Consider the following 26,633-nt stretch of genomic DNA (forward strand, 5'->3'; position numbering starts at 1 on the left):
CTGCCAAACGTTCTCAAATGCATTCTGCCGAAAGAGCTCTTCAAGTTGAACTGTTACGACAGGTATGTTGATTAGTGGTCGATTGTGTGAGTGATCTGGCCAGGTATCGATCAACTGACTAACACCACTGTAACATTGACCCCTTCGGAACCACTCAATCATTCTGTTTTCCCCCTGTCCAGCGAAGATAAAGCCGTCCGACATCGGTGAGTTCGATCTCTTTTCGTCTTCCCTGCGGGTGGGTTTCGATCAGCCCCCGTTCTTCCAGCTGTCCTGTATGATAGCTTATCTTCTGAGAAGAAACACCGAGAGCATCACCCAACTGTCGTCCGATGATACCCGTCCTGCCCTCGTTGTCCCAATCACCGAGTTGTTCGAGGACTTCTCTTTGTGCATCACTTAAATCGAATGTGAGCGGTTGTTTGGGAGCAGGGAGAGAGATAACGAGTTCCTCCAGGGACTCATCATCCTGCCGTTCTAGCACGTAGTAAGGTTTTGCTCCGATGAAGAAAGCAGATGATGTTGCTGCTCCAGCCATTAAGTTCGTACCTCCAGTGATATTCACGTAGAGATCCTCTCCAGGATTTTCTTTGGCGACTGTAACGATCGTGTCAACAACACTCCGCAATTCAAACGCATCGACTTCTCTGATTTCGATATCGTACCCAAAGGTTTCCAGCTCGGTTGCAAGTTCAGCGGAGACATCGGCGAATTTGTGGCTCGGCAGTAGATAGACCTTCTCTACGGAACTGTGATCACGCAGTCCTTTCTTAATATGTTCAGTCACGCGACCGTGTGGAATAATGTGGATACTCATTCGACCAGAGACATACTCGTTACGGTGAGTGCGTTGAACTCTTCGCCGTCTCTTCGTTCGCGTTGTTCGGCACTGAACTGTACGACATCACCTACAGAGGGGAAGAAATCTGGATCACCCACCTCAAATCGACTACTCTTGCCATCTTCACCGTTCTGAAACCCCGTTATGAATCCAATGTCAGTTCTGTCTTGTCGATGTTCTAGCTTCTGAATGAAACCAAAGAGATCTCTATTGAGGCTGTTTTCTGGATCTCTTTCGCCTTTGAGTATCTGTTCTCGGTGGGTGCGATCTTCTGAATCCATGTCAAGTATCCTTCGCCAGAGGCGCAGGATATCCTCTAAGACGTGCCAAAGCGGAACGACTGAACTCACTAAGGTGGGATCAGGTCGATCTCGAAGTGACTCTATTTCAGTCGGATGGGAAACCGTCAGGTCACGGTGTTCTTTGAAGTGGGGAACTGCCCACTCGTAGGTGATTTCTGGCTGTCTCTCTAATACACCTCCGGCATAGAGCTTGAACCAATTGACAATATTATCAATACCATCAGCCACATCTTCCCGCCCTTTTCTCTCATACTTCATCCGATGGTCGTATCCACACTCCTTACCAATAGTTCGTAGCATCGTTTTCAGGGCTGTATATAGAGCGGATGTTTGGAATCGGTTCTCGAATGATTTTACTGAAAATTCACGAACCTGTCCGTAGAAATCATATACATCCCCGATTATATCTTCCTCGTCAACACTCCCTGAAGAGCCACGGTGAGAGTCGATGATATCTTCAATGATCTCATCACACGCGAGGATTTGGTCTTGAAGAACGGTTCCATCAACATCCGCAGTGGAGGAGCTATCAGACTCACTCATCCGAGTCACCCCCGGAAAGGAGATCGTTAACGTCTCCAGCCAGTTGATCTCGTTCTCGTTCTAATTGCTTCCGTTCCTCCTCAAGTTCCTCTATTTTTTTCTGATGTTCTCTGATTGCATCCGCCCTATCCGCAATATATTGGTTTGAAAATGCCGGGACGAGGAAGTCTTGAAGATCGGTGACGTTGATCCTTGAAATGGAAGACCCGGATTTCAGCGCTTCTATCTGCTGCACGCCTAAATCGGAATTCAGGAATGTTTCGTACACCAGAGCTTCTTCGGGGGAGTCGAACGATATCACTGCCCAATGTTGATCTGGAGCGACTGGTTCTGACGGTATATGGGTTATTCCCTCTCGACCGAAAGTTGAAAGAAGAACATCAGATTCAGTAGTGACTACGGTCGCCTCTTCGCGTGGAATATATCGAAATTCATGTTTTGGAGCCTGACCGGTGGCGTCCTTCACAGAAAGATATCGAATTGTGTCTTCATGCTCTTCCTCAAGAACTCCCTGAGGTCGCGCCCCGCCACGAATATCAGCAATCGCTGAGAGTTTAACAACATCTGTGAATTCCTGCTTAAGTCTCTGTCTAATACTTCGCTGTTGAGTCAGTCTGTAGAGGTCAAGCGAATCCTCTAATTCCGATTGGAGAATAGAATCTGAATTCCCCTGTTTAATACGGCCGACCGCGTTAGCAAGTGCAACTGTTGGCTCATCAGGCGATTCAATTATTTCATAGCTTACCGTATGATCTGTGGAGGGTGACTTTTTGGTAACTTTGAGAAGGGCCGTATCAATCGATGTATGCTGATAGATGGGTCCGTCAATAATTTGGATTATCGAATCAATCTGGAAATTGTCTAAAACTGCCTGTCGAATCCATTTGGAACGGCGGGTATGAAGGAATCCAGACGGAACCGTGATTGTGATTGAACCGCCTTGATCTAGAAGTGATAGCCCTTTGGAAAGGAATGCGTCCTGCGAGTAGATTCGTCTTTTCTTTTCAGAGAAAGGAATATCATCCCGATCAATATCACCGTTAAACGGCGGATCAACGATAATGTGGTCAACAGATTCTGAGGGCCAATTCGAATCATTCGCAATTTCAAAGAAATCACCAGCGAACAGTTCTACATCTCGCTTAAACAGATCCAAATAGAAAGTTGCCAATCGAATCACCGAGAGGTTAATTTCGACTCCAATCGCGCTCGTTTCCTTGGCAGATGAAAGTGAAAGAACCGTCCCTCTACCCGCAGCCGGATCAAGAACTGTGTCTCCGGTTTCCAAGTTAGCCTGATTAACCATCTGTCGGGCCAATTCAAGGGGAGTAGAGTACCCCCCACTCCTCTTGTCCTCCGATGTAATGTCGAATAAATATTCTAAAATCTGGTCATCGGTTTCAGACATATCGTAACCATTGAAAATTAATGAGAGAGCTGACAGCTGCGAGAGGTCAAGATCCTCTTTTTGTTGATAACATTGATATCGCTCTGAGATACCGTGTTGGATTTTGGACAAAACCTCTTCATTTGGATTCACACCGATAGGAACTTCCTGACGTCGAGCCTCAAGCAATAGATGGAGATATTCGAGAAACTCATCAATAGCCAGTTCCTCCCGTCCAGGCATATCACGGATTGAATTCTGATTCTGCGCGGTGTGCGCTCGCTCAACCAAGAACTCTAATTCGGCCTGCGATTGGACCGGGCGCTTGTCCGTAGCGGAACCGCTATCCATCTCAGGAAAACCGCCATGTGATTTGTATGCAGGTCCATTTCCAGAGAATACGAATTCGGCATTTTGAGAAACTAACGCTCCATACTCTGCTTGTGTAGATGAGACGGCCTCTGAAATTTCTTCGAAATCGTTCGCTCGTCGATGTGCGGTCCGAAACCGACTACACTCAACGAGCAAAAATGGGGTTGTCTGCTCTTCAGTGTGAAAGACCGCAATGTCTGGATATACTGTTGTCTTCCCTTTTAACGACGGCTCCGAGACAACTTTACCCTCACCGTAGTGTTCTCGAAGTTTTTGAAGAACCTCACGCTGGAGTTCCATTTCAGACATATTACGTTCGACACTGGAGAGGTATTTAGCATTTGCCTCTAACAATCAAAACCAATATTTTACTAAATTGTTCGACATAAGCCGGTGTCTGAGTATTCATCGTGATTAGAACCATACTCACCCACCTACTATTAGATTGCAAGTAAGGGCGTTCCATTTAGAAGCTACCGATGAGTTCAGTGGAAACCGTTATTGCTATCGTTGTCGCCTGATTTGAATCGGGTGAATCGCAAGCCGGCGACGACCCGCGTTACGGATCGTAACGAAATCTCTGGCCCGGACCGGCTCCTGTTTAAATACGGCGGACTGCCGTCTGTTGAATCCAAAGCGTTACGAAGCGTAATGGACTCGCCGGGATTCGGTCATGTCGCGTAATGGAATAAATTTAGTTCTTTTATTATTATTCTGATACCGATATCTGTGCACCCACCCGGACTCGACAGAACTCAAATATACATAGTTATTGTATTCTCCACGACATCATGAATTAACACAGCGTGAGCAGTGCTGCTCTCATCCATCTACTAGTAGTTTTCAGACGTGGGCGTTCATCAGCGTGGCTTTCCCTATTTGGGTACCTGATGTGTTCCCGTAAGCTGGAAGATGCGCCAGATGGCCCACCAATTAGCGTATGGTCATTTTTTGAGCGGGTTATTCGAATCTTCAGTCAGTTCTATATCGTATCCTTCACGAATCCACTCTGTAAATTCTTCATTTTTAGCTAACTCATAATCTGCTTGGTGATGTTGATAATTCTCTCCGAAACTTGTAGACAAAATCAGATGTTTCACCTTCTCGATCGCTTCTTCTGGCAAGTTCTCGATGTTGATTATTTTCATAATTTCATCATGTGATCCTGGTGGGTCTCCAAGTCCAACACGTTCTACCAGAAATGATCTAAATACTGCGTTAACCCACGAAAACTGTTCGCGTGGCAGACGCTGCATTGTTGGCGTTGTGCCTGGCATACCTGCATACTTCTTATGCAGTGGGTCATTTTCGGGGTCAATTAGCAGTTTCGAGTACAGCTGATACCAGCCAGCAGGTTTCTCATCGACCCTCACAGAGCAATACGGGCAGTTTCGAGCGTCATACGGAATTTGCCGTCCGCAACGGGGGCAGTCCTGAAGTTCCGGCTCAACGGTACCTGATTCGGCCTCAATACCTCTCGCCTGCAACACAGACGCGATTTTGTCATCCTGAGTCACGTGACTGTATCTTTTCATCTGATTGCTACCTTCAGCCCAATCTAACGTGTGTTCAATATCCATATCGTCATATTCAGGAGATCTCTTCATATACGTGACCCGAGCGTGGCGAAAGCAATGCACATGCACGCGGTCTTCGTCGATATCAGCGTCTCTAGCCGCCTTTTTCAATTGTCTTCGCACTGCTTCAGACGACATGTGTTCTCCGTAGTGCGTCTGCTTATCAGTTCTACAAAACAAGGCCGCGTCGGGGTTATCACTTCGTGGGTGCTCATGTAACCAGTTGTCCAAGTACCCCCTCGCAACCGTTACCGGTTTTTTATCTCCGCCAGCGCCCTTATCTCCAACGACATCGGTCGGAGCCGACAGTAATCCGTACTCGTCATTCACTTCCTCATAGTCTTTAACTCTCAGCGACATTAGCGCGGTCGCCCGCCACGCACACTCCCAACAAACCGCGATAACAGCTTTCGTCCGAGGTTTATCCGCTGCATCGATTAAGTCCCACACTTCAGCCTTATCAAGTACCCATTCTTCGTCGATTTTTCCTTGCTTAACCGATGGAACGTCAATATCAGATAGCGCATCAATATCCCGTGCCTGTCCAAAGTCCTCCACAGTTCGCAGGTATTGACGGCGCGTCCCGTCAGAATACGATTCTCCTTCACCCTTGTTTTTTTCTGCCAGGTCTGCCATCCCTAAATTGATATCGTCCACGTCACAGTCTCTAAGTGGCTTATCTAGCACTTCTGCCAATCTCCGCAGGCGACCAACGTAGTTGAATGCGCAGCTGTAGTCTACGCGGTCAGTAACGGAATTAGCATACAGTCGCAAATCTTTGCGGTCCTGTTCCTTCGGAACACGATACTCCCCATCCTCGTTTTGTTCCGTGATGGTTCCCATCTCATGTTCGTACTGTTCTTTGTAGCTGTTCGGGTCGTCTCCAGACGCGACCATACACAGTAATTGGATTGATGGTATAACAACCTATGGACAGCGTTCCAGTTCAGGCTTCCGACGATAGCCTGGTCGCCGTCAACGACCACCCCCTTCGCGTGGATTTTCTCGAACTGCCCTCGGGGTTTGGCGAGGCGGGCCTCCAGCGGGAGGCTCTCACGGTTCGCCCGCTCGTTGAGCCAGTCGACGAGTTGCTGGTTCTCCTCTTTGGTGTACCACGCGCTGCTGAGGAGGATTCGAACGCTGACGCCGCGACGCGCGGCCGCGAGCGTCGCCTGGACGAACGGTTGACGGCGGCCACCGATCGACACCTGCTCGACATCGATTGTGTCGGTGGCGTTGCCGATGATGTCGAGAATCTCCGACTCGGCGTTGTCGGGTGCGACGAGTAGTCGCGTCTCTTCGACGTTGACCGGGCGGGGTCGAAACTCAGTTGGGAAGGTTTCGTTGGCTGCTGGTGCGCTCTGGAAGCTTTCGCCGGTTCGGTACTCGCTCCACGGTCGCGCGTCGCGCCAGTCCGTATCTGCGCGAAAGGTTTCAGCAAGCGCTCGGACGATTCGGGGCTGGTCGGTGACGACGCCCCAGCCGCGGCTGCCGTTGCCACCCAGTCCGGCGTGTTTCCAGTTCTCCGTGGCGACGAGCGCCCGGTCGTCGACGATGGCGTATTTCGCGTGGTGGAAATCGTACCTGGCGCGCTCACCGCCCAGAACGTTGACGTCGATACCGGCATCGGTGAGTCGATCGAGAATGGTTGCCTGCCGACGCGTCATCCCCCCGACCGGGTCGCCATCGAGGAGGACGCGAACAGTCACGTTTCGGTCGGCGGCAGCGACAAGTTCGTCGGCGACCGCCTCGTCGGTCAGCGTGTAGCCGGCGAAGAGAATGCGTCGGTCCGCACTGGCAAGGGAGTCCGTCGCTACCGCTGGCGCATCAGGGAGCGCAAAGACCGTTACCTCGCCAGCGGTGCCGGTGACGACGGGTCGGTCGGTCGCACCGACAGCTCGCCAGCGGGCCGTCCCACTGGCCACGCGGAGTTCGCCCGACGGGGCGTCGGTGTAGTTCAGCCGGTCGATGACTGTGCCGTTCCGGGAGAGCACGACTGGCTCGCCGCCGTTGGCGAGCGCGAGGTCGTCGGAGATTCGGAGTGGATCGTCGTCGAGGAGGGCTGCTGTCGCGTTCGGTGCCGTCGACAGCACGACCCGGTCGCTCACGGTACGGTTCGGCAGCGAAACTGTCGTTTCGTCGTCACCGAGTGAGTAGTCCCCGAGGTCGGTTTCGGGCGGGACCGTGATGACGACAAACTCCCCGACATCACCGTCCGCAACGGGATTCGGATACACCGAGACGATTCGCGGTCCCGACACTCCGGAGTCTGCGGGCGAATCTGTTGCCGGTCGATCGGCCGCACCGACCGGCAGCGCCCCGACAGCGACCAGCACTGCGGCTATCGAGACGGCAAGGACGAAACGGACGAGGACTCGCCGGGACACGGACGAGGGTGGTCCCGGATTCGTTTATAAAATCTCGGCTGGAATGTGTCAGGCGCCGGTCGCCTTCTCGGCTTCGACCTGCACGATGTAGGAACGGTCGTCAACGTACTCTGCGGCGGCGTCAAGAGCCGCTTCGGTGCCAATCTGGTTGAGTGCCCACGCCGCACTGGCGCGGACCTCGTCGGCGTCGTCCTCCTCGAGGACGCGGCCGAGTGGCTCGATGGCTCGCGTGTCGCCGATAAGTCCGAGCGAGCGCGCAGCCAGTGACCGGATCTCTGCGTTGTCGGCCACGAGACGGTTCGCGACGGGCTGTGTCGACTCTTCGCTGCCGATAGCGCCGAGCGCGCGAAGCGTCGTCTTCTCCAGTTTCACGTCGCCGCCGCCGAGGAAGTCGTGCAGCGTCTCGCAGGCACGGTCGTCACCGATGCGGCCGAGGATCCGGATGGGCTGGATGTTACGTTTCTGGGCGCGCTCGTGCATCGCGTCGAAGGCCGCTTCGGGGGCAATCTGTTCGAGCGCATCGAGGATATTCTCCTCCATGAAATCGGACTCGAAGCGGTCGAGAGCGGTGAGAATCGGTTCGACATCTTTGGCCTGCGTGTAGAGTTTGACCGCGTTCCACTCGGCCGGGAAATCCTTTCGGTTCTCGGAGTCAAGCACGTCGTAGAAGCCCTGGGCCTGGAGTTGCTCGCGGACGGTGAGGTCGTCCCACTCTTCGGCGTCGTCGATGCCGTCAGCGAGTGTTTCAGCGGCGTCCAGCAGTTCAGCGATAGTTTCGGCGTCCTCGTCGGGGTCGAGGTCGGTCTCACCGACAATCTGGCTGATGCTTTCGAGTTCATCGGCGACGACCTCGGTGTCGTCGGTCTCGACCGACATCGAGGTGTCGAGTGTCTCGCTGACGGATTCCGCGAAGGCCGTCGCTGCGTCGACGACAGCGGGTTCGCCGTCCTCGGTCCACCGGGTGTCGCGGACGGTCGACGCCACGTCGTCGACGATGTCGGTCACGTCCGAGACGTAAGGACCGCGCTGCTCTTCGAGGTCGTCCTGCAGGTCGGAGAGGCGACTCTCCATCGCTTCCTGCGGGCCCTCTTCGTCTTCGTCGTCCGGTTCGGGGAGGTCCGCGGCCTCCAGGTCCTCGGCAATAGCGTCGAGAGTCGTCTCGATTGCGTCGAGGTCGGACTCCGTTTCGGCGTTTTCGAGTGCCTCGGCGGCGTCGTCGAGCCGGGTTTCGAGGTCGTCCGGGTCGAGCGCGCCGGCGGGTTCGGCGTCGTCAGTGTCGTCCTCGCCGTTGCTCATGCCTGAATGTGTGGCGGTTCGGGCCAAGAGCGTTTCCCTTTGAAATCGAGTCTCCTATGTCTCGCCAGTCCTGAGGTCCAGTATGGACCGCCGGACGTTTCTGCAGAGCGCGGCCGGAATCGGTGCCACAGTCACAGTCGCTGGCTGTATCGGTGGCAGTGCCGACGACGGGAACTACGATATCGGGATGAGCACAGTCGCGTTCACTCCCGCGAACCTCGAAGTCCAGCCCGGAACGACCGTCGTCTGGAAGAACACAAGCAAGCAGGGCCACACAGTGACGGCCTACGAGGACGAAATACCGTCCGAGGCCGACTACTGGGCGACCGGCGGCTACGACTCCGAATCAAAGGCGCGCGAAGCCTGGCGAGGCTCGGCTGGCGGCCGACTCGGTCAGGGCGAAACCTACGAACGGGAGTTTACCGTCCCCGGAACGCATGCGTACGTCTGTATTCCGCACGAACAGAGTGGCATGGCCGGTGTCGTTACTGTCACCGGAGATGCTGACTCCGCTGGAACGGTGACCACAACGACCGAAATGTGAAACGCGGTCGGAAAACGGTCCGCTAGTCGTCGACGTCGACTTCGACGTCCTCTTCGTCCACGTCGACGCTGGTCTCTTCCTCGGCGGCGACTTCTTCGGGGTGGGCTTCGAGCGTCGTCTTCTGGATTTCGACGCGGCGAAGCGGGTAGATGGTCTTTGCCTCGTTGTAGATCGCCGAGGAGAGACGACCCTCGACGATGCTATCGATGAGCTCCTCGAAGGTGCGCTCTTCGGCGGCATCCTCGACGATGTCGATCATCGTCCGGCGGATTGCCTTCTCCTGGCTCTCGTCGGCGTCCTTCGTGGTCAGCGCGACGGGCTGAATCTGGACGCGGTAGTCGTCCGTCGTCAGCACCGTGATGTAGGCGCCGACTTTCGAGGAGCCACGGCGGACGAGGCTGCGCAGGTAGTCACGGGTGAGTTCGTGCTTGATGAACTCGGTGTAGGCCGTGTCCGAGGCAACCTCGTTGATTTTGAAGGTCAGCTTCGTGTTGTTCTCGCTGGCGTCGTCGCGGATGTCGCCGAGCGTGGTTTCGATGGTCCGTCCGAGGACCTTCTCCGATTCGTCTGCCGGTGTCTCGCCGAGCTCTTCCCGGCCGAACTGCTCCGGGGCGAGCACGTCGTACCACCGCTTCTCTTGCTTCTGTCGAGATACTGAACGTTCACTCATGATTGTTGTCTGGTGTCTGTTGGTCGGTGAGCTGTGCTGCGACTGTGAGGTTGACGACGTAGTCGTCGACTGTCGAATGAAGTCCGCCGGTCGTCTCCCGGACGATTGTCGTCTCGACTGTCTCGTCGGTGACCTGCGTGTCCATCTCGTCGGTGTTATCAGGTTCGACAGCGCGCGCGAGTGCGCGTGCCGTCTCGCCGTCACCGTGGGTCGTTCGGATGGTCGCTCGTCTCATTGTGCCTCCCTGAACGCGAGAACGAACTCGGTCTCGTCGGCGTCGAAGCGTGCGCGACCCCGTGTCGAGGTGCCCGCACCCTCGCCGTCGACCGCGTGCGCAGCCCGCTGAACCGCGTCGCCGATAGCCGCGTCTGCCGGGCCGATAGCCGCTGCCTCGCCGTCGGCGACGACGAGAACGACTGGTTCCGGCGAGCGGAAGTCGCGTGCGAGGCGGGCGATGGTATCCACGGGAGCAGGTTCGTCACAGCGGACGACGAACAATCCGTCGTAGCGCCCAGTCCTGGCCGCCGAAAGCGCAGCGTGGGCCCGCGCGCCGTGGGTGCGCCAGCTATCGAGCGCAGTCTCGGTATCGAGGCTTCCCATCGCGAGTGCGACGGCGAGCCCCGGGCGGTCGCGCGCAACGGCGTCGAGAACATCGGCGTAGCCGCCGATTGTCTCGAAGGGGCCGCCGACGTACGGTCGGAGGAGGCGCTCGACTGCGTGCGTGCCACGCTCCGTGCCACTCTCGTCGCCAGCGACGGCGAGTGCGACCAGCGACGCGATTCGTCGCCGTGTCGCCTCGTCGCGCTGGTCGGTGTCGACATCCGCGAGGAGTTGGGCTGCGGCGTCCTCGGTTCCGGAAAACGGTGCCGTCACGATCGTCGAGTGTGCGAGTCCGTCGACGGGGTCCGTCGTCGGAACCGCGAGACCGGGTCTGCGTTCGAGACCCATCGCCTGGGCCGCTTCGAGCGGTGTCCCGCTAGGGACTTCGCCCGCGGCGACGATGCCGGCGAGTGCGAGCAACGGATCCGGTGATCCATTCTCGCTCGCAGCTTCGAATGCCGTCGCGCTGGCGACTGTCTCGACACCCAGTGTGAGGTCGGCAGTTGTGGCGGTGCGGCCGATAGTCACGGTCAGATCGGCGTCGGTCGCCCGGTCGGCACGCTCGGGGATCGGTGCGACTGTCGCCTGGTACGGCGTGTCGCGTGCGTCGAGCGTGCGGGCGAACAGTCCCATTGCGGCGACGGCGTCGCCGTCGGCAGCAGCGACGAAGCGGACGAACTCCGCATCGTCGAGGCGCGCGGCGATGTCGCTTGCAGCGGGCGCGTTCGCGTCGGGACGACCGGTCGTGGACATCTATTCGAGCAGTTCCGTGGCCTTGTCGTAGCTGTAGGTGAAGTCCTCGTCGAGTTTGTCACCGCGGTAGTAGCCGACGAGACGGCGAATCTTCGCCTCCGTGTTCTGGAGTGCGCGCTTGTTCTGATAGTCCGTGGGGTTCTCGTCCATGTGCTCGCGCAGACCGATCGCCTGCTCCATGAGGTTCCGGAGGTCCTCGGGGAACTCCGGAGTCGCCTCGTTCTCGTCGAGAATCTCGGTGACTTTCTTGCCCGTCGCAAGCTTCACGTCGGGAATCGAGGTCCCCTCGACGCCTTCGTCACGGAGCTTCAGCCCGATTTGGCTCGGGCTGTGGCCCTGGTCGGCCAGTTCGACGACGCGCTCTTCGATTGCGTCTTCGTTTACCTCACTCCACTCGGGGGGTTCGTCTGCCACCGGCTTGTCCGAATCGGACGAGCCACGGCGGCGTGAGTGCATTCGTGCCATAGTTTGGGTTGGAACTGCACAGACCGCTTCGTGACTGACGATAGTCGTCGCCGTGTGTTTGCGTCGCGTGACGCGAACACTGCCGCAATCCCGAGCCGGCCAAATGACCGGCGAGTCAGATTTGCGGCCGTGCGTTCCCGTGTGTGGCCAGTCTATCCGCAGGGTTAACGGTTTCTCTTTGGTTCCCAGTGGGCTCTTTCTCGCTCTGAAAACGGTCTCAGTGAGTTAAATACGGCCACAAGAATTATAACCCATGATTACCCGTCGCTCGGCTGAACGAACGCCCTCCCAAACTGGCGACGGACGGGGGCAGGTGGGACCGCTCGGTATGATATTCGTCTTCGCGTTCGCGCTCATCGGAGCGGGTCTCATTCTCCTGTTCGTCGGCGGACAGTTGAGTGAGAGCAGGCAGGCACTGAACGAACAGCGCGCCGAGAAGGCACTCACCCAGTTCGACTCCAAGGCCGCACTCGTCGCGCTCGGCAACACCGACACACAGAAAGTGTCGTTCGCAAGCGGTGGTTCCGGAGATATTGTCGTCAGGAACGGAACCGGGAGGATGAGAGTAACCATAGATAATCAATCGGACACGAGCGGCCCCGAGACGCTCCTAAACCAGAGTCTCGGAGCAGTTGTCTACGAGAGTGGAGACACTGAGATCGGTTACCAGGGTGGCGGTGTCTGGCAGAGTACTTCGAACAACACTGAGATGGTTTCTCCACCGGAGTTCCACTTCCGCAACGGGACACTCACACTCCCGATTGTCAACGTGACGGGAGACCACAGGCTCGACGACGACGCCACAATTACGCACAGGCGAACGAGCGAACAGTACCCGAACGCGTCGGCAAACCCGAAGTATGCCAATCCACTGACCGATCATAAAGTAAAGGTCATTGTCCAGAGCAACTTCTACAAAGGATGGGGCGAGTATTTCGAAGAGCGGACAACTGGCGAAGTTACCTACAACCACAACACCCAGAAAGCGACACTCACTCTCGTCTCACCAATCGGGAAGAAGCAGGTGACGACGGCCATCGCCAGTCTCTCGACGAGTGGGTCGTTTACCGTATCAGGGTCGTCGGCCGACCCATGTAGTTCGGGCGCTGGGGGGCCGCCGAGCAACCGGCCCTACGCTGACAGCTACAACTCCTCTGGGACGGAGAAAAACTTCTGTGACCTCAAGGCAGCTAACTCGCTCGGAAGTGACGGGAACATCACCTACGGCGGTGATATCGACCTCAGCTCCGGGAGTGGTGGGTCTGACGTCATCGGCAGTCTGAAATCCGGTAGTGATGTCACTCTCAGCGGAAGTGGTGGTGGCTCTGGCGGCGGGGCTCCAGCAGTTACCGGTGACGTGTTCCACACCGACGGCTGTTCGGTCAGTGGCGGCGGTGGCGGCAGTTGTAGTGGTGAAGCTGGCGGCGAAGTCGACCAGTTGTCTGGCGGACTGGAGCCATCAAGCCCGATTAACGGCTATATCGACAGTACCGTCTCGGCCGTCCAACCGACCTCGGCGAATGACAACGATGCTGCCCCAATTACGAGCAATCGACTGGACTTCGATGCGGCCGGAGCAGGCGACACGGTCACGCTGACTGCCGGGGCGTACTATCTCGACGAGATAGACTTCTCGGGCGGAAACAGCCTGAACATTGACACGACCAGCGGCAACGTGACCCTCGCGATTAACGAACACGTAGACGTATCCAGCGCGACAATCAACGTCTCGGGTGACAACACCACCAGGATATACGTCCGTGGGCAGGATACCGGCAGCAACGGGAACCACCTCAGGATGTCCAGCGGCGACATCGAAGTCAAACACGACGACGCACCTGAACTCCGCGTCTACGGTAAGGACGATTTTACCGTTTCCATCTCCGATGGGCAGTTCACTGGCGTCCTCTATGCCCCGCCTGGCCGGACGGGTACTGGTAGCCTGACTATCGACCACGGTGCACTCTTCGGTGGCGCAATTATCGGTGACACAACGCTGGATACGCAGGCCAGTGTCCACTACGACGAGGCGCTTAAAGAGCAACAAATCGTTTCCCAGAGCGCGAAAGTCGTCAAAGTGACCTACCTCCATATCTCAATCAACCAGATTCAGGTCAGTGATTGACTGGCCAGAAATAAGCAAACATATTCATTTGGTTCAGGTGGCATCATATTCGTGGCCAGTTTGTTTATCAGGGTGTCCCACATACTGGTAACGAATGGTGTCATCGGAGGTGAATCGGGGCTCCCATCTGTCACGTCTCAGTGATGGACGCGCGCAGTCCAGCACTATCGGCGTGGCTCTCGTCTTTGGGTTCGTCATCGTCGGGTCAGTTCTTATCGTGGCTCTCGGTACGACTGCACTTGGAGACGCCCAGCAGAATCTCGGCGAGGACCGCGCAGAGAAGGCACTGACGCAATTCGACTCGAAAACTGCGCTGGTCGCACTCGGTAACACTGACACGCAACGGGTGACGTTCGGACAGGGGTCCAGCAACGACTTCAACGTCAAAAACGGCACCGGGTGGATGCGGATAACCATCGACAACCAGACCGACAGTAGCGGTCCAAAGACGCTGTTGAATCAGTCGATGGGCTCTGTCGTCTACGAGAACGAACGGACAACACTCGCTTATCAGGGCGGTGGCGTCTGGCGGCAACAGAGCGACAACAGCCAGATGATCTCACCGCCGGAGTTTCACTTCCGCAACGGAACGCTCACACTGCCAGTCGTCAACGTCACCGGTGAGCAGCGACTCCGCGACAGCGCGACGATAACGCACAAACGGACCACGAAGCAGTTCCCCAACACGACGAAGGACAAAGAGTTCGAGAACCCGCTGACCGAACACAGAGTCAAAGTCACCGTCCAGAGCGACTACTACAGAGGCTGGGGTAACTATTTCGAGGAGCGAACGACTGGCGAGGTCGAATACGACCACGACCGGGATATCGTGAACCTGACTCTCGTGACGCCATTCGACAAGAACTCCGTCTCCTCCGCATCAGCGAGTCTCGCTGCAAGTGGTGATTTTATTTTGCAGGGAAGCGCGGCGGAGGACTGCCGGGGGAACAAAAGCTACTCGAATAGTTACAATTCGAGCGCCTCCGGAGATTACTGTTCACAGCCGGTCGGAGTCAACGGTGATATCGTCTACGGGGGAGACGTCGACATCGAGTCGGGAACAGGAGGGTCGAACATCTATGGCGATGTCGTCTCGGGAGAGATAGTGACCGTCTCCGGTAGCGGAGGTACCGGGCAGGTTGACGTGTACGGGAACATCAACTACACAGTCGACTGCAAAACGAGCGGTGGTGGCGGACGGAATCCCGACTGCACGGACAGAATTATCTCACCAGACGGGGAACTGAACCAGATAGACGACGTCGAATCAGTTCCGGATATCAGCAGAGTCGTCAACGACACAGTCTACCGCCTCAAAGACAGCAACGACAACAGTGGTGCGCCTATCAGTAGCGACCGACTGGATTTTTCGTCGAACGAGGTGACGCTGACCGCGGGTGAGTACTACGTCGAAAAGATCGACTTTGATGGAGACGAAGACAAAATCAACTTCGACACGTCAGGCGGAAACATTACGATTGCTGTCAGAGGCGACGTCGAGATGCCCTCGGGCAGCGACATCGAAGTGACCGGCGGCAACAACACCAAGATGTACGTCAACGGAGAATCAGCAGTCTCGGACGGTGACGGGTGGACGTTCGACATGAACGGCGACACGGACGTCACCGTCGAAGATAGCGTCGCGTCGAACTTTCGGGTGTACGGTCAGGAGGACTTCAAATTCCGCATCAACAGCGGGGAAAACCACAAGTTCACCGGCGTCATCTTCGCGCCACCGGGACAAAGCGGGTCCGGTGAAGTCGAAATCGCGAGCGGACACGTCCGTGGCGGGATACTGACCGGCACGACGACGATATCGAACAGCGGATCGATACACTACGACGAAGCACTGCAGAACAAACGGATTATCTCACAGAGCGCGCAAGTGGTGACGGTGACGTATCTCCACGTCTCGATCAACGAAGTCGAAGTGACCGACTGACAGGCGTTACCGGTCGAAGACGATGTTGACACGCGACTCGACGAGGGTAACCTGGTCCATGGATACGGGTCCACAGACGACCACGTCGTCTTCGGGCTGGCTACAGTCGCTCTCGTCGAAGGCACTACGTTCTGTGAGAGATCCGTACCAGAGGTCGCTTCGGGGTGACGTAACGTTTACCGTGAGTTCTGCAGTTGGGTCACGGGTCGTATTCCTGTAGCGAATTTCCTGTCCCTTTGATTGGGCTCGTATCAACACGGTGCCGCTGCCGACGCTTCGCGCGGTTGCTGGTCTCACGTTCGGTACAACGATGTGAGCAGTCTCTCCGCGCAGAATCATCGGCGGCCGCTGTCGAATGATACCGCCGTCACGAGTCGTCTGGAACACAGCCCCGGCCTCGTACACGAGTTCATTATCCTCGCCCAGGTCCTGAACGATCGGCTGTGATTCAATCTGGTACTCCTGGCGGCTGGCACCCTCAACGGTGACGTTGATAACGACGGGGTCTTCCAGTGTCAGCGCCGTCTCCCCGAGGTCGATTTCCGTGCCGCGACTCGGTGCGCTCTGGTAGTAGATGTCCTCCAGGTTGTTGTGTAGCACGTCGAACGCTTTCTGAGAGTTACTCTGGCGCTCGAAGTCCTCGGCGCTCTGATACCCGGCAAGTCCGCCAACGGAGACGACGGCGACCGAAAAGATGACCAGCGAGAATACGAGCGAGTAGCCGAGTATCTCGCTGACAGCCCTGTCACGCATCGTCGATCACCAGTTCCTCCGCCGAGTTGTCGTATCTAACTGTGATTTCGCCACCGCTTGCAGTTGATTCGCCGAGGTCCGTCTGTGTCGTGACGTTGATTCGGACGGTGTGATCGGGGTCAATACTGTTGAGTATCAGTTGACTGGTGTCCGGGTCTAACCGAACATCGTACTGGGAGCGTGCAACGGTTGTCGGAAACGTCTGATTGACCTGGATGACCGGGTCCCCACCGGAACTCGCGTTGCTCGCGTTGACCAACCGGTCGGTCTGTTCGACGTTCGTGGAGAGTTGCTGCCCGACAACTGACATTTCCTCCTGGATAACCACGTCGCGCTGGGTCGTCACGAACCCGGCGCCTGCGGAGAGTAGTCCACCAACCAGAAGCGCGGCTATCGAAAGCGTCAGGACGTATCCCAATGTCGAAGAGACGCCACGGTCAGTCATGACGCTGGCTCCCCCGGCGCAACTCGGACGTTCGTTTCGTACCGCATCGAGACAGTTTCGTACGAGTAGCTCACAGTCAGACTGTATATTGCCGCACTGGACGGGGAAGACGCCCCGAGGAGGTCGGGGAGATTCGTCGACAGCCCGCCGTCGACGACACCTTCGTAATCGCCCTCGATCATATCTGCGTTATCGTACCAGATGTCGTACGGCGTCGAGACGCCGGATTCAAGCCACATGATGTCGCCATCGCTAACCGTCAGCGCGGGACACGGTTCCCCGGCGACGAGACCACCGCTAACGTCGATGGTTATCGGTCCCGACCCCGACCGCGTGCAGTACGCCACGTCACCGTCGCCGTTCGAGACGGTGACATTCACGGGACCACTGGAGGAGTCCCGGAAGAGCGTCATATTCCAGTCCGAACCGCCGGAGCCTTGCAGAGAGAGATTGAACGCGTCCGACTGACTGGTCGCGAGCGCCGTGCGGTCGGTCACGTTGAATTTCAACGCTCTGGTGTTCGAGACACCAGATGCTACCTCCCACGTCGTCGAGTCACTGAGAGCACTATCCCCACTGAAATCCCCAGACTCGTTGACGAACCGGTCGCCATCCACAAGTGAACGATAATCTACGTCGACGATACGGCCAGTAGCCGCTTTCTGACGCCCGCCCTGGATATCGATATCCGTAACGTTGGCTTCCGCCCTATCTTCCAGGTCAGTAGTATCGCCTCCCTCGTACTGCGCGTTGATTTCCGTAATGGCAGTTCCGACGCTCTGTTCGACCTCGTGTCGGTACTGGAGAGCATCGTCGTCGCTGGTTCCCTCACCACGGGTTGCCAGGTTCTCAGTGAAGATGGCTGTATTGACCACGACGGCGAGTGCGATGAAGATGACTCCGAGTGCGAACGCGGCGACGAGAATAATCTGTCCTCTATCGGTGTCAGTCAGATGCGCCATGCCACCACCTCCACGCGGACGTGATTGTAAACGCCAGCGCTGGTCGTACTGTCCGGGAAGTATATCGACGACGTGCTCGTGACGTTCGTCCCAGTCGGGTTCCCGTCTTCGTCTCGGAGGCGGTCACTTTCGACAATAGTCACGGAGTGAGACGCAGTGACAGCGTGTTCACTCGGTTCGCCGCGGTATATCATCCGGCGTCGCTGCTGCTCGCCGCTCGGGTTCTGGAACACTACGTAGACGTTGTACGCAACGTTGCGCTCGTCGAGCGTTCGGTTGAGTGTCTTTCCGAACTTGATCTTTTGCGGGGCAGATTCCGTGTAGTAGTAGTTGTTGGACGTGTTGTGGAACGTCCCTGCGGTGTCGTTCCAGTAGAGGACGGCGTCTTTCAGACTCCCCGTCTCGGCGCTACTGGCGAGGACACCTTTCGATGTTTTTTCGAGTTGGTTTTCGAGGTGCTGGCTCGAGGTACTCGCCGAGAGCGGCGTCACGGCTGTCATCTGGAGTGCAATACCGATACTTGTCAGCAGGAGCAAAGCAGCGACAGCGGCTTCGAGCGTGTGCGCCTGGCCACGGTCCGATTCAGGGAGTGGTCGTTGGCGGGTCATCACCAGACCACCACCTTCAGCGTCACGTCCTCGTCGTTGAGCGAAACGACACGCCGGGCCGTTATCGTCGAGGGGTTTCGCCCGTTTTCAGTCGGCGAATCACCGACGCTGAGACGTGTATCAGCACCCCCCGGACTGCAGCTGTCAGCAGCTGTTAGCTCCCCCTCGCTCTCGTCCCAGCAGAGGGTGTCCGAGCTCGTGCTCCCGACAGTGCTGTTTCGCTCGATAGTGACGTTGACTTCCTTCGTCTCGGGTATGTTCAGCCGGTCGTGTAAGTTGCCATCTCCGTATCGACAGCGGTCAGGTGCATCGTCGGAACCGTCGAAAAACGACACCGTACAATGTCGGTCGAGGACGTACGGCTTGGCGGGGTCACCCAGCGTATCCTGTGACAGTCGGTCCGCAATCTGACCGACCAGAACCGTGTCTTCCTCATCGTTGAGCGCAAACGGGTCCAGCAGACCGGGAACGAACGTGAATACGAACACCATTACGGCGAGAAAGATACTGATGCCGAGCGCGAAATCGAGTGTCGTCTGTCCCCTCATTGATGAATACTGACGGAGCGGTACGCGTCGTCGGTCACTTCGGAACGAGTCCCCTGACTGTGAGCAGCCCACGCCCACAAACTGCAGTCGGTTACGCGGATGGCACCACGTCGCTTGGCGGTCCGACGTACTGAACCATATTATCACTTGTGGCTATCTTGGGTCCCGCGGCACCATCCTCTCGGGGACTGGGTTCGATGGGTTTAAGAAAGAACACTGGCAAGCGGATAACGCCGACGCGGGCTCGTAGATCAGTGGTAGATCATCCCCCTGGCACGGGGAAGGCCCCGGGTTCAAATCCCGGCGAGTCCACTCACATTCTTCCGTCATAACCGGGGAACCTCAGAGCGACAGTTCTGTCTTCAGAACGCCTCTAACCCGACAAACCAGAAAAACCTATCACCCCCGTGAGAGGGGAGTTCAATCGGAGACCAAACGCGCCTCTCCCCGTCCTGCGATTATCGGGAGGGGACGGAGGTGGTCGGCGTGAGCGAAGTCGACCTTTCCGAAGTCGAAATCTGTGAGTTCTGTGGCCTCCCGATTCAGGAGCCAGAACAGCAGTGTGCAGCTCTCGATGATGGGAGGTGTCAGGCATGAGCGTCCTCGACGAGCGCGAGCCGACGCCAGCCTGCGAGGACGCCATCCAATCACACACGGAGATCGGCTGGCGCTGGGCTACCGAGTTCGACCTCGATACCTTCGAGCCCTGTACCTACTGCTTCCCCGACGCAGAGAGCGTCGAAGAGATCGACTATCCAGCGGGCGAACTCATCGTGACAGGCACGGACGGCCGGAAGCTCCACCGTCACGAAGACACCGGTCCGATTCGCTACGATGCTGCTGTCAACTCTCGGACCGACAAAGACCTGAACAACCTCTTGCGAGACCCTGAGTTCGAACCAGAAGAGTTCGACGAGCGTGCAGAGGGAGGTGACGCCTGATGTCCTGGACGCTCGACATCGACGGGCGTCGGTACAGTCCAGTCCCCGACTCGTGGATTCAGCACGGTTTCGACAAAGACGGCGTTGGTCCGCAACTCCTCGCCGTCTCTGCCGCTGTCGACCGTGGCACTGTGTACGTGCGGTACGCGCACCCGACTGGTACCCGGCTCGCCGTCGAAGCGTTCCCTGGCATCACCGGAGACACTGGCGGAGTTGTCCCTCGTGGTCTTTTGACCGAAGCCTGGCCCCGCTCGATAGCAGCCGGTCGCCTTGATCCGGAGGGAGACATCCGGCTTGAAGAGCGCGAGCACCTGGGCAACCTCTGGGAAGATCGTGTCGACGACGTCCTCGAGGAGCGTCCCGACGTCGACCTAGACGACGACCGGCTCGTCGCCGACGGCGGGCAGGTCGAGGGCGGTACTGAGCGCCGAGAGGCTGAGGATTTTTGGAAGAAGTACGAGATTCCCTTTGAGTTTGGGGCTGCTATCAAGGTCCGCTCGTCGGGGCTGAAACGCGGGAGTTGGGGCGACGGTCGCGCTCGTGACACCGTCGTTCATCTTCACGTCAAAGAGTCGTTCAAGGACGGCCGCCTCTCCCGTTCTGCTGATAGCTACCTCTGCGAGAAGGGGTCGCACGTTGACCCACAAGGTGAGGAGAAACCCGTCGCGGATGGCCTCCCGAAGAAAATCACCTGCGAGACCTGCCTCGACCGCATGGAGCGGTGGAAACAGGCCTGGTGTGTCTCTTGCGGCGAGACAGCGGAAGGGAACGACCGCAAACCCTTCCGCTTCATCGCATCGCACACCGAGGAAGACTGTCCCGCTGGTGAGCCTGTCCTCGTGTGGGGTGGTCCCGATGTCTGAGCGGAGAGCAACACACCCGCACGGACAGGCCGCGCTCTTCGATAGGTGGCTGAACAAGGCGAGCGGCAACATCGAGGAGTGGGGCGTTCAAGACGAGAGAACGCTACTGCTGGCGATTCAGGAGGAGCTCGGAGAACTGACGCAGGCACACCTCGAAGCGAACGCGGAAGGCGGCGACGACGCGCGGATTTGCGAAGAACTGGACGACCTCGGAGCGTTGCTTCTGCAACTTCATATCAGCCGTCACGATTGCTCACTAAGCCCGGCTACCGAGCGGTCCGAAGGAGGTGAGTCAGATGCGAACTGACCCCTCTGACCCAGAGGTCGGTCGCTACGAGTACGTCGTTCGCGATATCGACGACCGAGAGCCAGACCTCGGAATCCAGGACTGGAACGGTCCCGAGATGTCGCTCAAAGCACGAGGCTTTGGCGAACTCAAAACCGCAGCCTCCGACGAAATCGAGGACCGTCTCGACCTCGAGGACTACGTCGGCGAGCACATCGCGACGGTCTACATCGATGTCGACGCCTGGGAATACTGCATCGACTGGCAGATCGACCGGTCGCTCCTCCAGCGCATCGGCCACGCTCTCAGCGAGGTGCGACGATGAGCCGGAGTACCGACCCGCTCGCGGAACCGAAGGCTATCGGCGAAGACATCGAGCAGTTAGTCGTCGACGCCGTCGACGGGCTCCGCGCTGCTGTTGACCCCGAAGACTGGTACGATGCTCACGTTGAGACGACTATCGGCCCACGGACTGCTGAAGATGTGATCTTCGCGAGCATCAGCCTCCTCGAGGCCGGCACGCTCGTCGAGATCAAAGCCTGCAAGCGTCGCGTCTCGAACGGTACGAGGAACAGAGACGGTCTCTGGACGTTCCAGGTCGACCAGCACGAGAAGCTGGTCAAAGAGAGCGCCGTCTACCTGCTCGCTATCTACGACGACGTTGGTGGGACGAAGCAACTCGAGGAGATAGTCGTCTCCCCTGCCAGTATCGTCGACGAGTGTCTCATCGGTCGGTGGTACGATGTCGACCGCCACGAAGGGCGCGTCGCCCAACTGGGCTGGCCGCACGTTCTCGGCGACCAGGAGGTGAGTGCGGATGCCGAGTGAGGCGCAGGGTCACGGCTCGATGGACCGAGCACGCTATCAAAAGATCAATGACGAAATCGGTGAGGACCCTGCACAGTGGCTCGACAAACCACTGTTCAAATCCCCAGAGCGGAACAGTACCTCCGCAGGCTGGGCTATTCAGCACCGAATCAAGAGTATCGACTCGTTCGCTGTTCTCGGTGCCTGGAAAGGCGTCGAGCGTAACCTCGAGCGCGGTCCGCGCGACCGCGTCATGAAGATGCTCAATGAGCGTGCTCAGGAACTCGAGGATATCGGGGAACGTCCGGACCGTCTCCAGGCGCGCGACGGTCGCGATGTCCCAGAAAAAGAATGGTACATCGTTCGCGACGGCGAGCGACTCTCCTGGAGTGAGGTCGACCGACGCGGTGCGACGGTGAGCTTCGATACCGGATCTGAGCGTGCTGTCACTGACGGGGGTGAAAATTCGTGACAGCGAAGTACTCTACCGGTTCTGACGACGAAGACGCGCGTACCTGGACGCGAGACAAGCGATTCGTTCTCTACCGATGGTCGGACAAGCCCTTCGTCGGTCACCGCCACCGGTACGAGACAGTCGAGCACCAGCTCGTCGTCGCCTACATTCACGACGTCGGCGTCGATATCCGACACGAGGTCCGCTCAGACGATACAGAAAAATTCGCCGACGAGTGGACAGCAGTTGAGTACATCGAGGTTCGCGACTACGGCGCTCGGCACGTTCGCAAGCCCGAAGCGAGGTGGTTGAATTGACCCTCGTAGGAATCTGTCCCGATTGCGGCTACGAGGGCGTTCTCAAATCAGCCCCCGAATACAAACTCCGAGCCGAACACGAGTGTCCGGACTGCGGTCACCTTTTCACCGCTGGAGGTGGCGATGATGGTTAGTGACCGGATTCAGGTTGCCTACCAGAAGAGCTGTTCCGAATGCGGGCGTCGCGTCGGGACTGCTGACTACTGGTGTCGCTGGTGTGGTGCCAGCCTTCGCGACGGTTCCGCAGGTGGTGAGTAGCGGTGTCTCACATCGAGCCCACCACCCACGAAGCGAAGGGACACCTCTACTACCATCCACGACCGTCTCAGCGCTGGGACGGGCTCGCCCCGTACTGGGCGCTCGCGGACCTGCTCATCAACGAGTTCGACGGCTACCACGAGGTCGACACCGAGATCGACGGCGAACCCGTCACTATCGACCTGGCGTACAGCAAGAGCGGGTTTGCTCCGCGTCCCCAGGACAATGCCGGTGAGCGTCTCTACGAGTTCGAACTCCACGTCGACGGTCGCGGAGAGCGCAAGTGCCACTTCAACCTCTCACCGCGCTTCCCGGATATGCGTCATTACGAGAGTGGAGACGAGATCACTGTCCCGTTCGATCACCTCGATGCCAGCGAGGGTCTGACCATTCAGTTCCAGGCCAGCAACTACGACCTTGAGGACATACCCGCGCTGCTCCCGCGAGCAGTGTTCGAACTCGCGAGCGAGGTCGACGTTGGTCTCCACCACGAGTATTTCCAGGCGCCGAAGGGCGGACGCATCGAGGAGATCGAGCGCTACGTTCGAATCACGAGAGATTGGAACCGGAAGCTCATACAGAAGGGCGGTCTCTTCGACCGGCTCGCGATGCTGCTCTCTGCTGAGAAGGGTACGAAGGGCAAACACACCTGGGACAACACCGAAGAGATGGGCTATCACCATCAGGTCAGACTCGATTCGAGCGGCGCCGGGAAGCTCATCCCGAACCACAAGCACGGGAAGCAGTTGAAGAGCTACTTGCCAGAGAACCCGGACAACTTCGACGAAGAAGATGCGCTTTGGAACCCGAAGTTCGGCGTTCTCTTCCGGAAGAGTCTGCACTCCTCTGGCTCTATCCGGTGGGAGAACCGCGGTGATCTCCTCGAGGAACTCGACGAGACGATTATCAACTCCCTCTCCTGGGCAGAGATTCCCTCGAAGGTTGGAGACCAGGACGTCGACGCCGGCGCTGGCGGCAACACTGTGTTCGTCGACGACGATCACTTTGACGTCCAGCCGCGAGACGAGAGCCTCCCGACATTCGAGGACCCGTGTCCACAGCTCGAAGCCGAGCAGGACCACTTGTTGATGACTGTGCTTCGAGATATGACCAGCGCCGACACCGAGATCGTCGAGACGGTCGCGACGGACGGTGGGCAGCCAGCCCAAGACCTGGCCGATGAGTCAGGGTATAGTCTTTCGACGATTTACCGAGCGCTCCAGCGTCTCGACGGTGTCCTCGAAAGCGAGAACGGGTACGTTCGCTTCGTCTCACAGAAGATTGCTGAGGAGATTCGAGGTATCGTTCGGTCGACTGAGAGTGCCGTCGAGGACGCTGCCGACCGTGCAGCCCAGTTGTTCGATATCGACGTTCGCCAGTCCGCGTCGTCAGCGTTCTCTCAGTGGCTGGCTCGCTACGGCGCTGAGTTTGATGCCCCCGACGACGTCGACGGTCGCCCGACGATCCGCATTGACACGCTCATGGCTGAGATCAAGTCTCGGTCTCAGCCGTACCTGCCTGATGTCCTCGACGAACTCGTCGACGCGTGGCTCCAGGATGGTCGCGGTCGCGTCAACATCCACGAGACGATCATCGACGTCGACCTGGTCTCCGGCGAGTCCTACTGCGCTCCGCTTCGAGCCCTCCGGTGACGGCCGACTGGCGAGAGGCATCACTGTCGATTGTTCTGTTGTTTTATAAAGGATACCGCGTCCGAGCAGGGTAATTGCCAGTTTACTATAGTATCGCCCTCAGTTTCCACTCTCACTGCTGGTTGGTTCCCTCTGGCCGCTCCCGCTCTCCGGGCAGACCCTCTTACGGCGTGTGCCTAAGGGCACGCCGCCGTGGGCGGCGCAAAAATACACCGCACCCCAAAATTCCAGTCGAAGAAAAGTTCCACTCGAAACAGTCGAAACGAAGGGCATCAATCAGTCCACGAGGTTCAACACCACAATGAACAGTACACCCCAGTATATCCCGGCCAAACCAACCAGTATTGGTTGTTCGTGACTAAAGAAATTGTACATCTGTACTATACTCAAAACAAAGGCTGCGCAGTATACCAATATAGCGAGCATCTTCAAGCCAGTCAGACTACCCAGAATATCTGAACTTATATCGGCCCATTCATCCTTACCTGTTTTATTTTCATCTTCACCGGTGGTCAGTCGGTTCTCAGCCATTTCCAGTATATCATAAAAGTATCTTGCTCCAGCGATTGCGCCAACTGCGAGCCAGAAATCAAGATAGCTGCCTGACAGCGTGTAGATGTATCCCAATGTGACTGGAGGTAACCATATTATCCTCCTCGATTCCCCTTCAAATACGGAGAGAACATCCCCTACCGGAGCCATCGGCGAATCATTCAATTTAGAGTGGTAAATATATGGCAGGTACTAATGGCCTCAGGCGGCTACCTCCAACTGCGCGCCTCACGGACCCTTCTAAAGAGCCACTCGAAACAGTCGAAGCGAAGGTTAGTGTTACTATGCGCAAGTACGGCAATGTAGCTTACCGATCCTCTTCAATACCCCCGCAAAATGGTAATAATCCCGCAAGTTACATTTGATAACCCTCGCTACACAGTCCCATGGCTGAATGCGCGCGGTGTAACGACTTTACCGACAACACCGCAGAGGGCGAGTACCACTATTGCAACGACTGTTTACAAACATTCCAAGAAATCGAACAGCATGGGGTCGTCGTCGAGGATACCGATGGCGGCGATGTTCACGTTATCGTCACTGCTCACGAGACTTCGTTTGATGGTGGCACTGAGTCCTCACAGGTTGATGGTCTCGCTCGCGCAAAGTACATCGCCGATGAAACTGGACTAGACGGTCTATTCAAGTACGGCCGAAGTGGGTCGCGGTGGGTTCTCGACGAGTATCTTGAGGCTCATCCGGAGATACGCCAGGATGTACACGAACGATTGAGTCGCGTTCCAGAAACCAAGTCAGCTGGACTCATTGATAAAATCAAATCGATCTTGTAAATGGCGAACACCTGTGATTACTGCGGGGATGAGATTTCGCCACCCGCGTACAATTGCAACTACTGTGACCTCACATTGTGTAGCGACTGCCGACTACCCGAATCGCATCGCTGTGCTGGTCTGAGCATTACACAGTCGGTCAAAGTATTCGATTCAGACGCGCCCTCGACGCTCGGCAACAGTCCAGACAGGTCTGAGTTTTCGAAAAACAAAATCGAAACAACCGAGATTTCGGACTCATCCGAATCCGAAGAAGATGATGAGGTGGGAAGCGACAGTAGCGACGCAAAAAGTCCAGAGGATGATGTCGACCAAGACAACGAAGATGATGATGATGATGATGATTCCGACGAAGACGGCGCGGAGAAGGATGTGGTTAGAGTCACCGGAGACGATGACGCTGGGCCAGAGCCAGTAGACATCGACCACGATCTGCCCGGAAAGACACCGTATCGTGCTGAAGAAAAGTCGCCCAGTGTGACAACCACGCGCGAACTCCATCCGTTCTAGTTTAGTGGAGAAATACCACGCCATCTGCTGATTGGAGACCGTCGCAACTACCTGTCTGAGAAACCCGGTGGGAGTTATGCCC

29 protein-coding genes and 1 tRNA gene are annotated in these 26,633 nt (G+C 57.0%); 13 read left to right on the forward strand and 17 right to left on the reverse strand.

Going from position 1 to position 26,633, the window contains the following annotated elements:
* Window positions 1-154: 154 nt before the first annotated feature.
* From WDJ60_RS06880 to WDJ60_RS06905, 6 genes are all read right to left on the reverse strand, one after another.
* Window positions 155-817 (reverse strand): HFX_2341 family transcriptional regulator domain-containing protein, encoded by a 663-nt coding sequence (locus tag WDJ60_RS06880; RefSeq protein ID WP_340099418.1) that lies wholly within the window; start codon window positions 815-817, stop codon window positions 155-157.
* Complete coding sequence (locus WDJ60_RS06885) at window positions 814-1,686, reverse strand: hypothetical protein (RefSeq protein ID WP_340099420.1); 873 nt, start codon at window positions 1,684-1,686, stop codon at window positions 814-816. The genes WDJ60_RS06880 and WDJ60_RS06885 overlap by 4 nt, the downstream gene beginning before the upstream one ends.
* On the reverse strand, window positions 1,679-3,754 hold the full coding sequence (locus WDJ60_RS06890; RefSeq protein ID WP_340099422.1) for an N-6 DNA methylase: 2,076 nt from the start codon (window positions 3,752-3,754) through the stop codon (window positions 1,679-1,681). Before WDJ60_RS06890 ends, WDJ60_RS06885 begins: the two co-directional genes overlap by 8 nt.
* Window positions 3,755-4,389: 635 nt before the next feature.
* Window positions 4,390-5,865: a site-specific integrase gene (locus WDJ60_RS06895; RefSeq protein ID WP_340099424.1), complete on the reverse strand. Its 1,476-nt coding sequence runs from the start codon at window positions 5,863-5,865 to the stop codon at window positions 4,390-4,392.
* Window positions 5,760-7,409, reverse strand: a complete 1,650-nt coding sequence (locus WDJ60_RS06900; RefSeq protein WP_340099426.1) for a phospholipase D-like domain-containing protein — start codon at window positions 7,407-7,409, stop codon at window positions 5,760-5,762. The genes WDJ60_RS06895 and WDJ60_RS06900 overlap by 106 nt, the downstream gene beginning before the upstream one ends.
* A 48-nt stretch (window positions 7,410-7,457) precedes the next feature.
* Complete coding sequence (locus WDJ60_RS06905) at window positions 7,458-8,705, reverse strand: HEAT repeat domain-containing protein (protein ID WP_340099429.1); 1,248 nt, start codon at window positions 8,703-8,705, stop codon at window positions 7,458-7,460.
* 82 nt (window positions 8,706-8,787) lie between these two features.
* Here WDJ60_RS06905 and WDJ60_RS06910 point away from each other — a divergent pair, with 82 nt between their 5' ends.
* On the forward strand, window positions 8,788-9,249 hold the full coding sequence (locus tag WDJ60_RS06910) for a plastocyanin/azurin family copper-binding protein (protein WP_340099431.1): 462 nt from the start codon (window positions 8,788-8,790) through the stop codon (window positions 9,247-9,249).
* 22 nt (window positions 9,250-9,271) lie between these two features.
* Here the strand turns inward: WDJ60_RS06910 and WDJ60_RS06915 are convergent, their stop codons facing one another.
* From WDJ60_RS06915 to WDJ60_RS06930, 4 genes are read right to left on the reverse strand one after another with little or no spacing between them, the layout of a single operon-like run.
* On the reverse strand, window positions 9,272-9,919 hold the full coding sequence (locus tag WDJ60_RS06915) for a 30S ribosomal protein S3ae (RefSeq protein ID WP_340099433.1): 648 nt from the start codon (window positions 9,917-9,919) through the stop codon (window positions 9,272-9,274).
* Window positions 9,912-10,154 (reverse strand): KEOPS complex subunit Pcc1, encoded by a 243-nt coding sequence (locus WDJ60_RS06920; RefSeq protein ID WP_340099435.1) that lies wholly within the window; start codon window positions 10,152-10,154, stop codon window positions 9,912-9,914. Before WDJ60_RS06920 ends, WDJ60_RS06915 begins: the two co-directional genes overlap by 8 nt.
* The gene (locus WDJ60_RS06925; protein ID WP_340099437.1) at window positions 10,151-11,272 is read right to left on the reverse strand and encodes a hypothetical protein; all 1,122 of its coding nucleotides are present in this window, start codon (window positions 11,270-11,272) and stop codon (window positions 10,151-10,153) included. Before WDJ60_RS06925 ends, WDJ60_RS06920 begins: the two co-directional genes overlap by 4 nt.
* Entirely contained in the window at window positions 11,273-11,737 is a 465-nt protein-coding gene (locus WDJ60_RS06930) for a 30S ribosomal protein S15 (RefSeq protein ID WP_340099439.1), read from the reverse strand.
* Between the two features lie 253 nt (window positions 11,738-11,990).
* On the opposite strand from WDJ60_RS06930, the gene WDJ60_RS06935 reads away from it, so the two are divergent.
* Together WDJ60_RS06935 and WDJ60_RS06940 are read left to right on the forward strand one after the other, a co-directional pair.
* Window positions 11,991-13,862 carry a DUF7289 family protein gene (locus tag WDJ60_RS06935; RefSeq protein WP_465269242.1) on the forward strand — a complete coding sequence of 624 codons (1,872 nt, stop codon included), beginning with the start codon at window positions 11,991-11,993 and terminating at the stop codon, window positions 13,860-13,862.
* Window positions 13,863-13,956: 94 nt separating this feature from the next.
* A complete protein-coding gene (locus WDJ60_RS06940; RefSeq protein WP_340099443.1) occupies window positions 13,957-15,804 on the forward strand; it encodes a DUF7289 family protein in 1,848 nt (615 codons plus the stop codon).
* 6 nt (window positions 15,805-15,810) lie between these two features.
* On the opposite strand, the gene WDJ60_RS06945 is transcribed toward WDJ60_RS06940, so the two are convergent.
* The 5 genes from WDJ60_RS06945 to WDJ60_RS06965 are packed head-to-tail and all read right to left on the reverse strand — an operon-like array spanning window position 15,811 to window position 19,120.
* Window positions 15,811-16,557 carry a DUF7289 family protein gene (locus tag WDJ60_RS06945; RefSeq protein WP_340099445.1) on the reverse strand — a complete coding sequence of 249 codons (747 nt, stop codon included), beginning with the start codon at window positions 16,555-16,557 and terminating at the stop codon, window positions 15,811-15,813.
* Entirely contained in the window at window positions 16,550-17,002 is a 453-nt protein-coding gene (locus tag WDJ60_RS06950) for a DUF7266 family protein (RefSeq protein ID WP_340099447.1), read from the reverse strand. Before WDJ60_RS06950 ends, WDJ60_RS06945 begins: the two co-directional genes overlap by 8 nt.
* The gene (locus WDJ60_RS06955) at window positions 16,999-17,964 is read right to left on the reverse strand and encodes a DUF7261 family protein (RefSeq protein WP_340099449.1); all 966 of its coding nucleotides are present in this window, start codon (window positions 17,962-17,964) and stop codon (window positions 16,999-17,001) included. The genes WDJ60_RS06950 and WDJ60_RS06955 overlap by 4 nt, the downstream gene beginning before the upstream one ends.
* Window positions 17,952-18,572, reverse strand: a complete 621-nt coding sequence (locus tag WDJ60_RS06960) for a DUF7288 family protein (protein WP_340099451.1) — start codon at window positions 18,570-18,572, stop codon at window positions 17,952-17,954. Before WDJ60_RS06960 ends, WDJ60_RS06955 begins: the two co-directional genes overlap by 13 nt.
* A complete protein-coding gene (locus WDJ60_RS06965) occupies window positions 18,572-19,120 on the reverse strand; it encodes a DUF7287 family protein (protein WP_340099453.1) in 549 nt (182 codons plus the stop codon). Before WDJ60_RS06965 ends, WDJ60_RS06960 begins: the two co-directional genes overlap by 1 nt.
* A gap of 240 nt (window positions 19,121-19,360) precedes the next feature.
* Between WDJ60_RS06965 and WDJ60_RS06970 the strand changes: the two genes are divergently transcribed.
* The 9 genes from WDJ60_RS06970 (at window position 19,361) to WDJ60_RS07010 (ending at window position 24,698) form a co-directional block, all read left to right on the forward strand.
* Window positions 19,361-19,432, forward strand: a tRNA-Ala gene (locus tag WDJ60_RS06970).
* 281 nt (window positions 19,433-19,713) lie between these two features.
* Window positions 19,714-20,061 (forward strand): hypothetical protein, encoded by a 348-nt coding sequence (locus WDJ60_RS06975; RefSeq protein WP_340099455.1) that lies wholly within the window; start codon window positions 19,714-19,716, stop codon window positions 20,059-20,061.
* On the forward strand, window positions 20,061-20,924 hold the full coding sequence (locus tag WDJ60_RS06980; RefSeq protein ID WP_340099457.1) for a hypothetical protein: 864 nt from the start codon (window positions 20,061-20,063) through the stop codon (window positions 20,922-20,924). Before WDJ60_RS06975 ends, WDJ60_RS06980 begins: the two co-directional genes overlap by 1 nt.
* Window positions 20,917-21,231 (forward strand): nucleoside triphosphate pyrophosphohydrolase family protein, encoded by a 315-nt coding sequence (locus WDJ60_RS06985; RefSeq protein ID WP_340099459.1) that lies wholly within the window; start codon window positions 20,917-20,919, stop codon window positions 21,229-21,231. The genes WDJ60_RS06980 and WDJ60_RS06985 overlap by 8 nt, the downstream gene beginning before the upstream one ends.
* On the forward strand, window positions 21,221-21,535 hold the full coding sequence (locus WDJ60_RS06990; protein ID WP_340099461.1) for a hypothetical protein: 315 nt from the start codon (window positions 21,221-21,223) through the stop codon (window positions 21,533-21,535). The genes WDJ60_RS06985 and WDJ60_RS06990 overlap by 11 nt, the downstream gene beginning before the upstream one ends.
* Window positions 21,532-22,038, forward strand: a complete 507-nt coding sequence (locus WDJ60_RS06995) for a PD-(D/E)XK family putative nuclease (protein WP_340099463.1) — start codon at window positions 21,532-21,534, stop codon at window positions 22,036-22,038. The genes WDJ60_RS06990 and WDJ60_RS06995 overlap by 4 nt, the downstream gene beginning before the upstream one ends.
* On the forward strand, window positions 22,028-22,489 hold the full coding sequence (locus tag WDJ60_RS07000) for a DUF8129 domain-containing protein (RefSeq protein ID WP_340099465.1): 462 nt from the start codon (window positions 22,028-22,030) through the stop codon (window positions 22,487-22,489). The genes WDJ60_RS06995 and WDJ60_RS07000 overlap by 11 nt, the downstream gene beginning before the upstream one ends.
* Complete coding sequence (locus WDJ60_RS07005; RefSeq protein ID WP_340099467.1) at window positions 22,486-22,788, forward strand: hypothetical protein; 303 nt, start codon at window positions 22,486-22,488, stop codon at window positions 22,786-22,788. Before WDJ60_RS07000 ends, WDJ60_RS07005 begins: the two co-directional genes overlap by 4 nt.
* A gap of 260 nt (window positions 22,789-23,048) precedes the next feature.
* On the forward strand, window positions 23,049-24,698 hold the full coding sequence (locus WDJ60_RS07010; RefSeq protein ID WP_340099469.1) for a winged helix-turn-helix domain-containing protein: 1,650 nt from the start codon (window positions 23,049-23,051) through the stop codon (window positions 24,696-24,698).
* A gap of 276 nt (window positions 24,699-24,974) precedes the next feature.
* Here the strand turns inward: WDJ60_RS07010 and WDJ60_RS07015 are convergent, their stop codons facing one another.
* Window positions 24,975-25,400 (reverse strand): hypothetical protein, encoded by a 426-nt coding sequence (locus WDJ60_RS07015; protein ID WP_340099471.1) that lies wholly within the window; start codon window positions 25,398-25,400, stop codon window positions 24,975-24,977.
* A 236-nt stretch (window positions 25,401-25,636) separates the two neighbouring features.
* Here WDJ60_RS07015 and WDJ60_RS07020 point away from each other — a divergent pair, with 236 nt between their 5' ends.
* On the forward strand, window positions 25,637-26,041 hold the full coding sequence (locus WDJ60_RS07020; protein WP_340099473.1) for a hypothetical protein: 405 nt from the start codon (window positions 25,637-25,639) through the stop codon (window positions 26,039-26,041).
* Between the two features lie 237 nt (window positions 26,042-26,278).
* Here the strand turns inward: WDJ60_RS07020 and WDJ60_RS07025 are convergent.
* Window positions 26,279-26,633, reverse strand: a 355-nt coding sequence (locus WDJ60_RS07025; protein WP_340099475.1) for a hypothetical protein, incomplete at its 5' end; no start/stop codon positions are given.

The sequence above is a fragment of the Salinibaculum salinum genome, from assembly GCF_037645885.1.
Classification (GTDB): domain Archaea; phylum Halobacteriota; class Halobacteria; order Halobacteriales; family Haloarculaceae; genus Salinibaculum; species Salinibaculum salinum.

What these genes read in the sequence shown, in the direction of transcription:
- WDJ60_RS06960 (WP_340099451.1), bottom strand. Translation starts at nt 18,572, where the DNA reads ATGACCCGCCAACGACCACTCCCTGAATCGGACCGTGGCCAGGCGCAC.
- WDJ60_RS06895 (WP_340099424.1), bottom strand. Translation starts at nt 5,865, where the DNA reads ATGGGAACCATCACGGAACAAAACGAGGATGGGGAGTATCGTGTTCCG.
- WDJ60_RS06980 (WP_340099457.1), top strand. Translation starts at nt 20,061, where the DNA reads ATGTCCTGGACGCTCGACATCGACGGGCGTCGGTACAGTCCAGTCCCC.
- WDJ60_RS06990 (WP_340099461.1), top strand. Translation starts at nt 21,221, where the DNA reads ATGCGAACTGACCCCTCTGACCCAGAGGTCGGTCGCTACGAGTACGTC.
- WDJ60_RS06930 (WP_340099439.1), bottom strand. Translation starts at nt 11,737, where the DNA reads ATGGCACGAATGCACTCACGCCGCCGTGGCTCGTCCGATTCGGACAAG.
- WDJ60_RS06935 (WP_465269242.1), top strand. Translation starts at nt 11,991, where the DNA reads ATGATTACCCGTCGCTCGGCTGAACGAACGCCCTCCCAAACTGGCGAC.
- WDJ60_RS06950 (WP_340099447.1), bottom strand. Translation starts at nt 17,002, where the DNA reads ATGACTGACCGTGGCGTCTCTTCGACATTGGGATACGTCCTGACGCTT.
- WDJ60_RS06910 (WP_340099431.1), top strand. Translation starts at nt 8,788, where the DNA reads ATGGACCGCCGGACGTTTCTGCAGAGCGCGGCCGGAATCGGTGCCACA.
- WDJ60_RS06915 (WP_340099433.1), bottom strand. Translation starts at nt 9,919, where the DNA reads ATGAGTGAACGTTCAGTATCTCGACAGAAGCAAGAGAAGCGGTGGTAC.
- WDJ60_RS07015 (WP_340099471.1), bottom strand. Translation starts at nt 25,400, where the DNA reads ATGGCTCCGGTAGGGGATGTTCTCTCCGTATTTGAAGGGGAATCGAGG.
- WDJ60_RS06995 (WP_340099463.1), top strand. Translation starts at nt 21,532, where the DNA reads ATGAGCCGGAGTACCGACCCGCTCGCGGAACCGAAGGCTATCGGCGAA.
- WDJ60_RS06945 (WP_340099445.1), bottom strand. Translation starts at nt 16,557, where the DNA reads ATGCGTGACAGGGCTGTCAGCGAGATACTCGGCTACTCGCTCGTATTC.
- WDJ60_RS07020 (WP_340099473.1), top strand. Translation starts at nt 25,637, where the DNA reads ATGGCTGAATGCGCGCGGTGTAACGACTTTACCGACAACACCGCAGAG.
- WDJ60_RS06940 (WP_340099443.1), top strand. Translation starts at nt 13,957, where the DNA reads ATGGTGTCATCGGAGGTGAATCGGGGCTCCCATCTGTCACGTCTCAGT.
- WDJ60_RS06880 (WP_340099418.1), bottom strand. Translation starts at nt 817, where the DNA reads ATGAGTATCCACATTATTCCACACGGTCGCGTGACTGAACATATTAAG.
- WDJ60_RS06890 (WP_340099422.1), bottom strand. Translation starts at nt 3,754, where the DNA reads ATGTCTGAAATGGAACTCCAGCGTGAGGTTCTTCAAAAACTTCGAGAA.
- WDJ60_RS06975 (WP_340099455.1), top strand. Translation starts at nt 19,714, where the DNA reads ATGAGCGTCCTCGACGAGCGCGAGCCGACGCCAGCCTGCGAGGACGCC.
- WDJ60_RS06985 (WP_340099459.1), top strand. Translation starts at nt 20,917, where the DNA reads ATGTCTGAGCGGAGAGCAACACACCCGCACGGACAGGCCGCGCTCTTC.
- WDJ60_RS06955 (WP_340099449.1), bottom strand. Translation starts at nt 17,964, where the DNA reads ATGGCGCATCTGACTGACACCGATAGAGGACAGATTATTCTCGTCGCC.
- WDJ60_RS06920 (WP_340099435.1), bottom strand. Translation starts at nt 10,154, where the DNA reads ATGAGACGAGCGACCATCCGAACGACCCACGGTGACGGCGAGACGGCA.
- WDJ60_RS06905 (WP_340099429.1), bottom strand. Translation starts at nt 8,705, where the DNA reads ATGAGCAACGGCGAGGACGACACTGACGACGCCGAACCCGCCGGCGCG.
- WDJ60_RS06925 (WP_340099437.1), bottom strand. Translation starts at nt 11,272, where the DNA reads ATGTCCACGACCGGTCGTCCCGACGCGAACGCGCCCGCTGCAAGCGAC.
- WDJ60_RS06885 (WP_340099420.1), bottom strand. Translation starts at nt 1,686, where the DNA reads ATGAGTGAGTCTGATAGCTCCTCCACTGCGGATGTTGATGGAACCGTT.
- WDJ60_RS07000 (WP_340099465.1), top strand. Translation starts at nt 22,028, where the DNA reads ATGCCGAGTGAGGCGCAGGGTCACGGCTCGATGGACCGAGCACGCTAT.
- WDJ60_RS06965 (WP_340099453.1), bottom strand. Translation starts at nt 19,120, where the DNA reads ATGAGGGGACAGACGACACTCGATTTCGCGCTCGGCATCAGTATCTTT.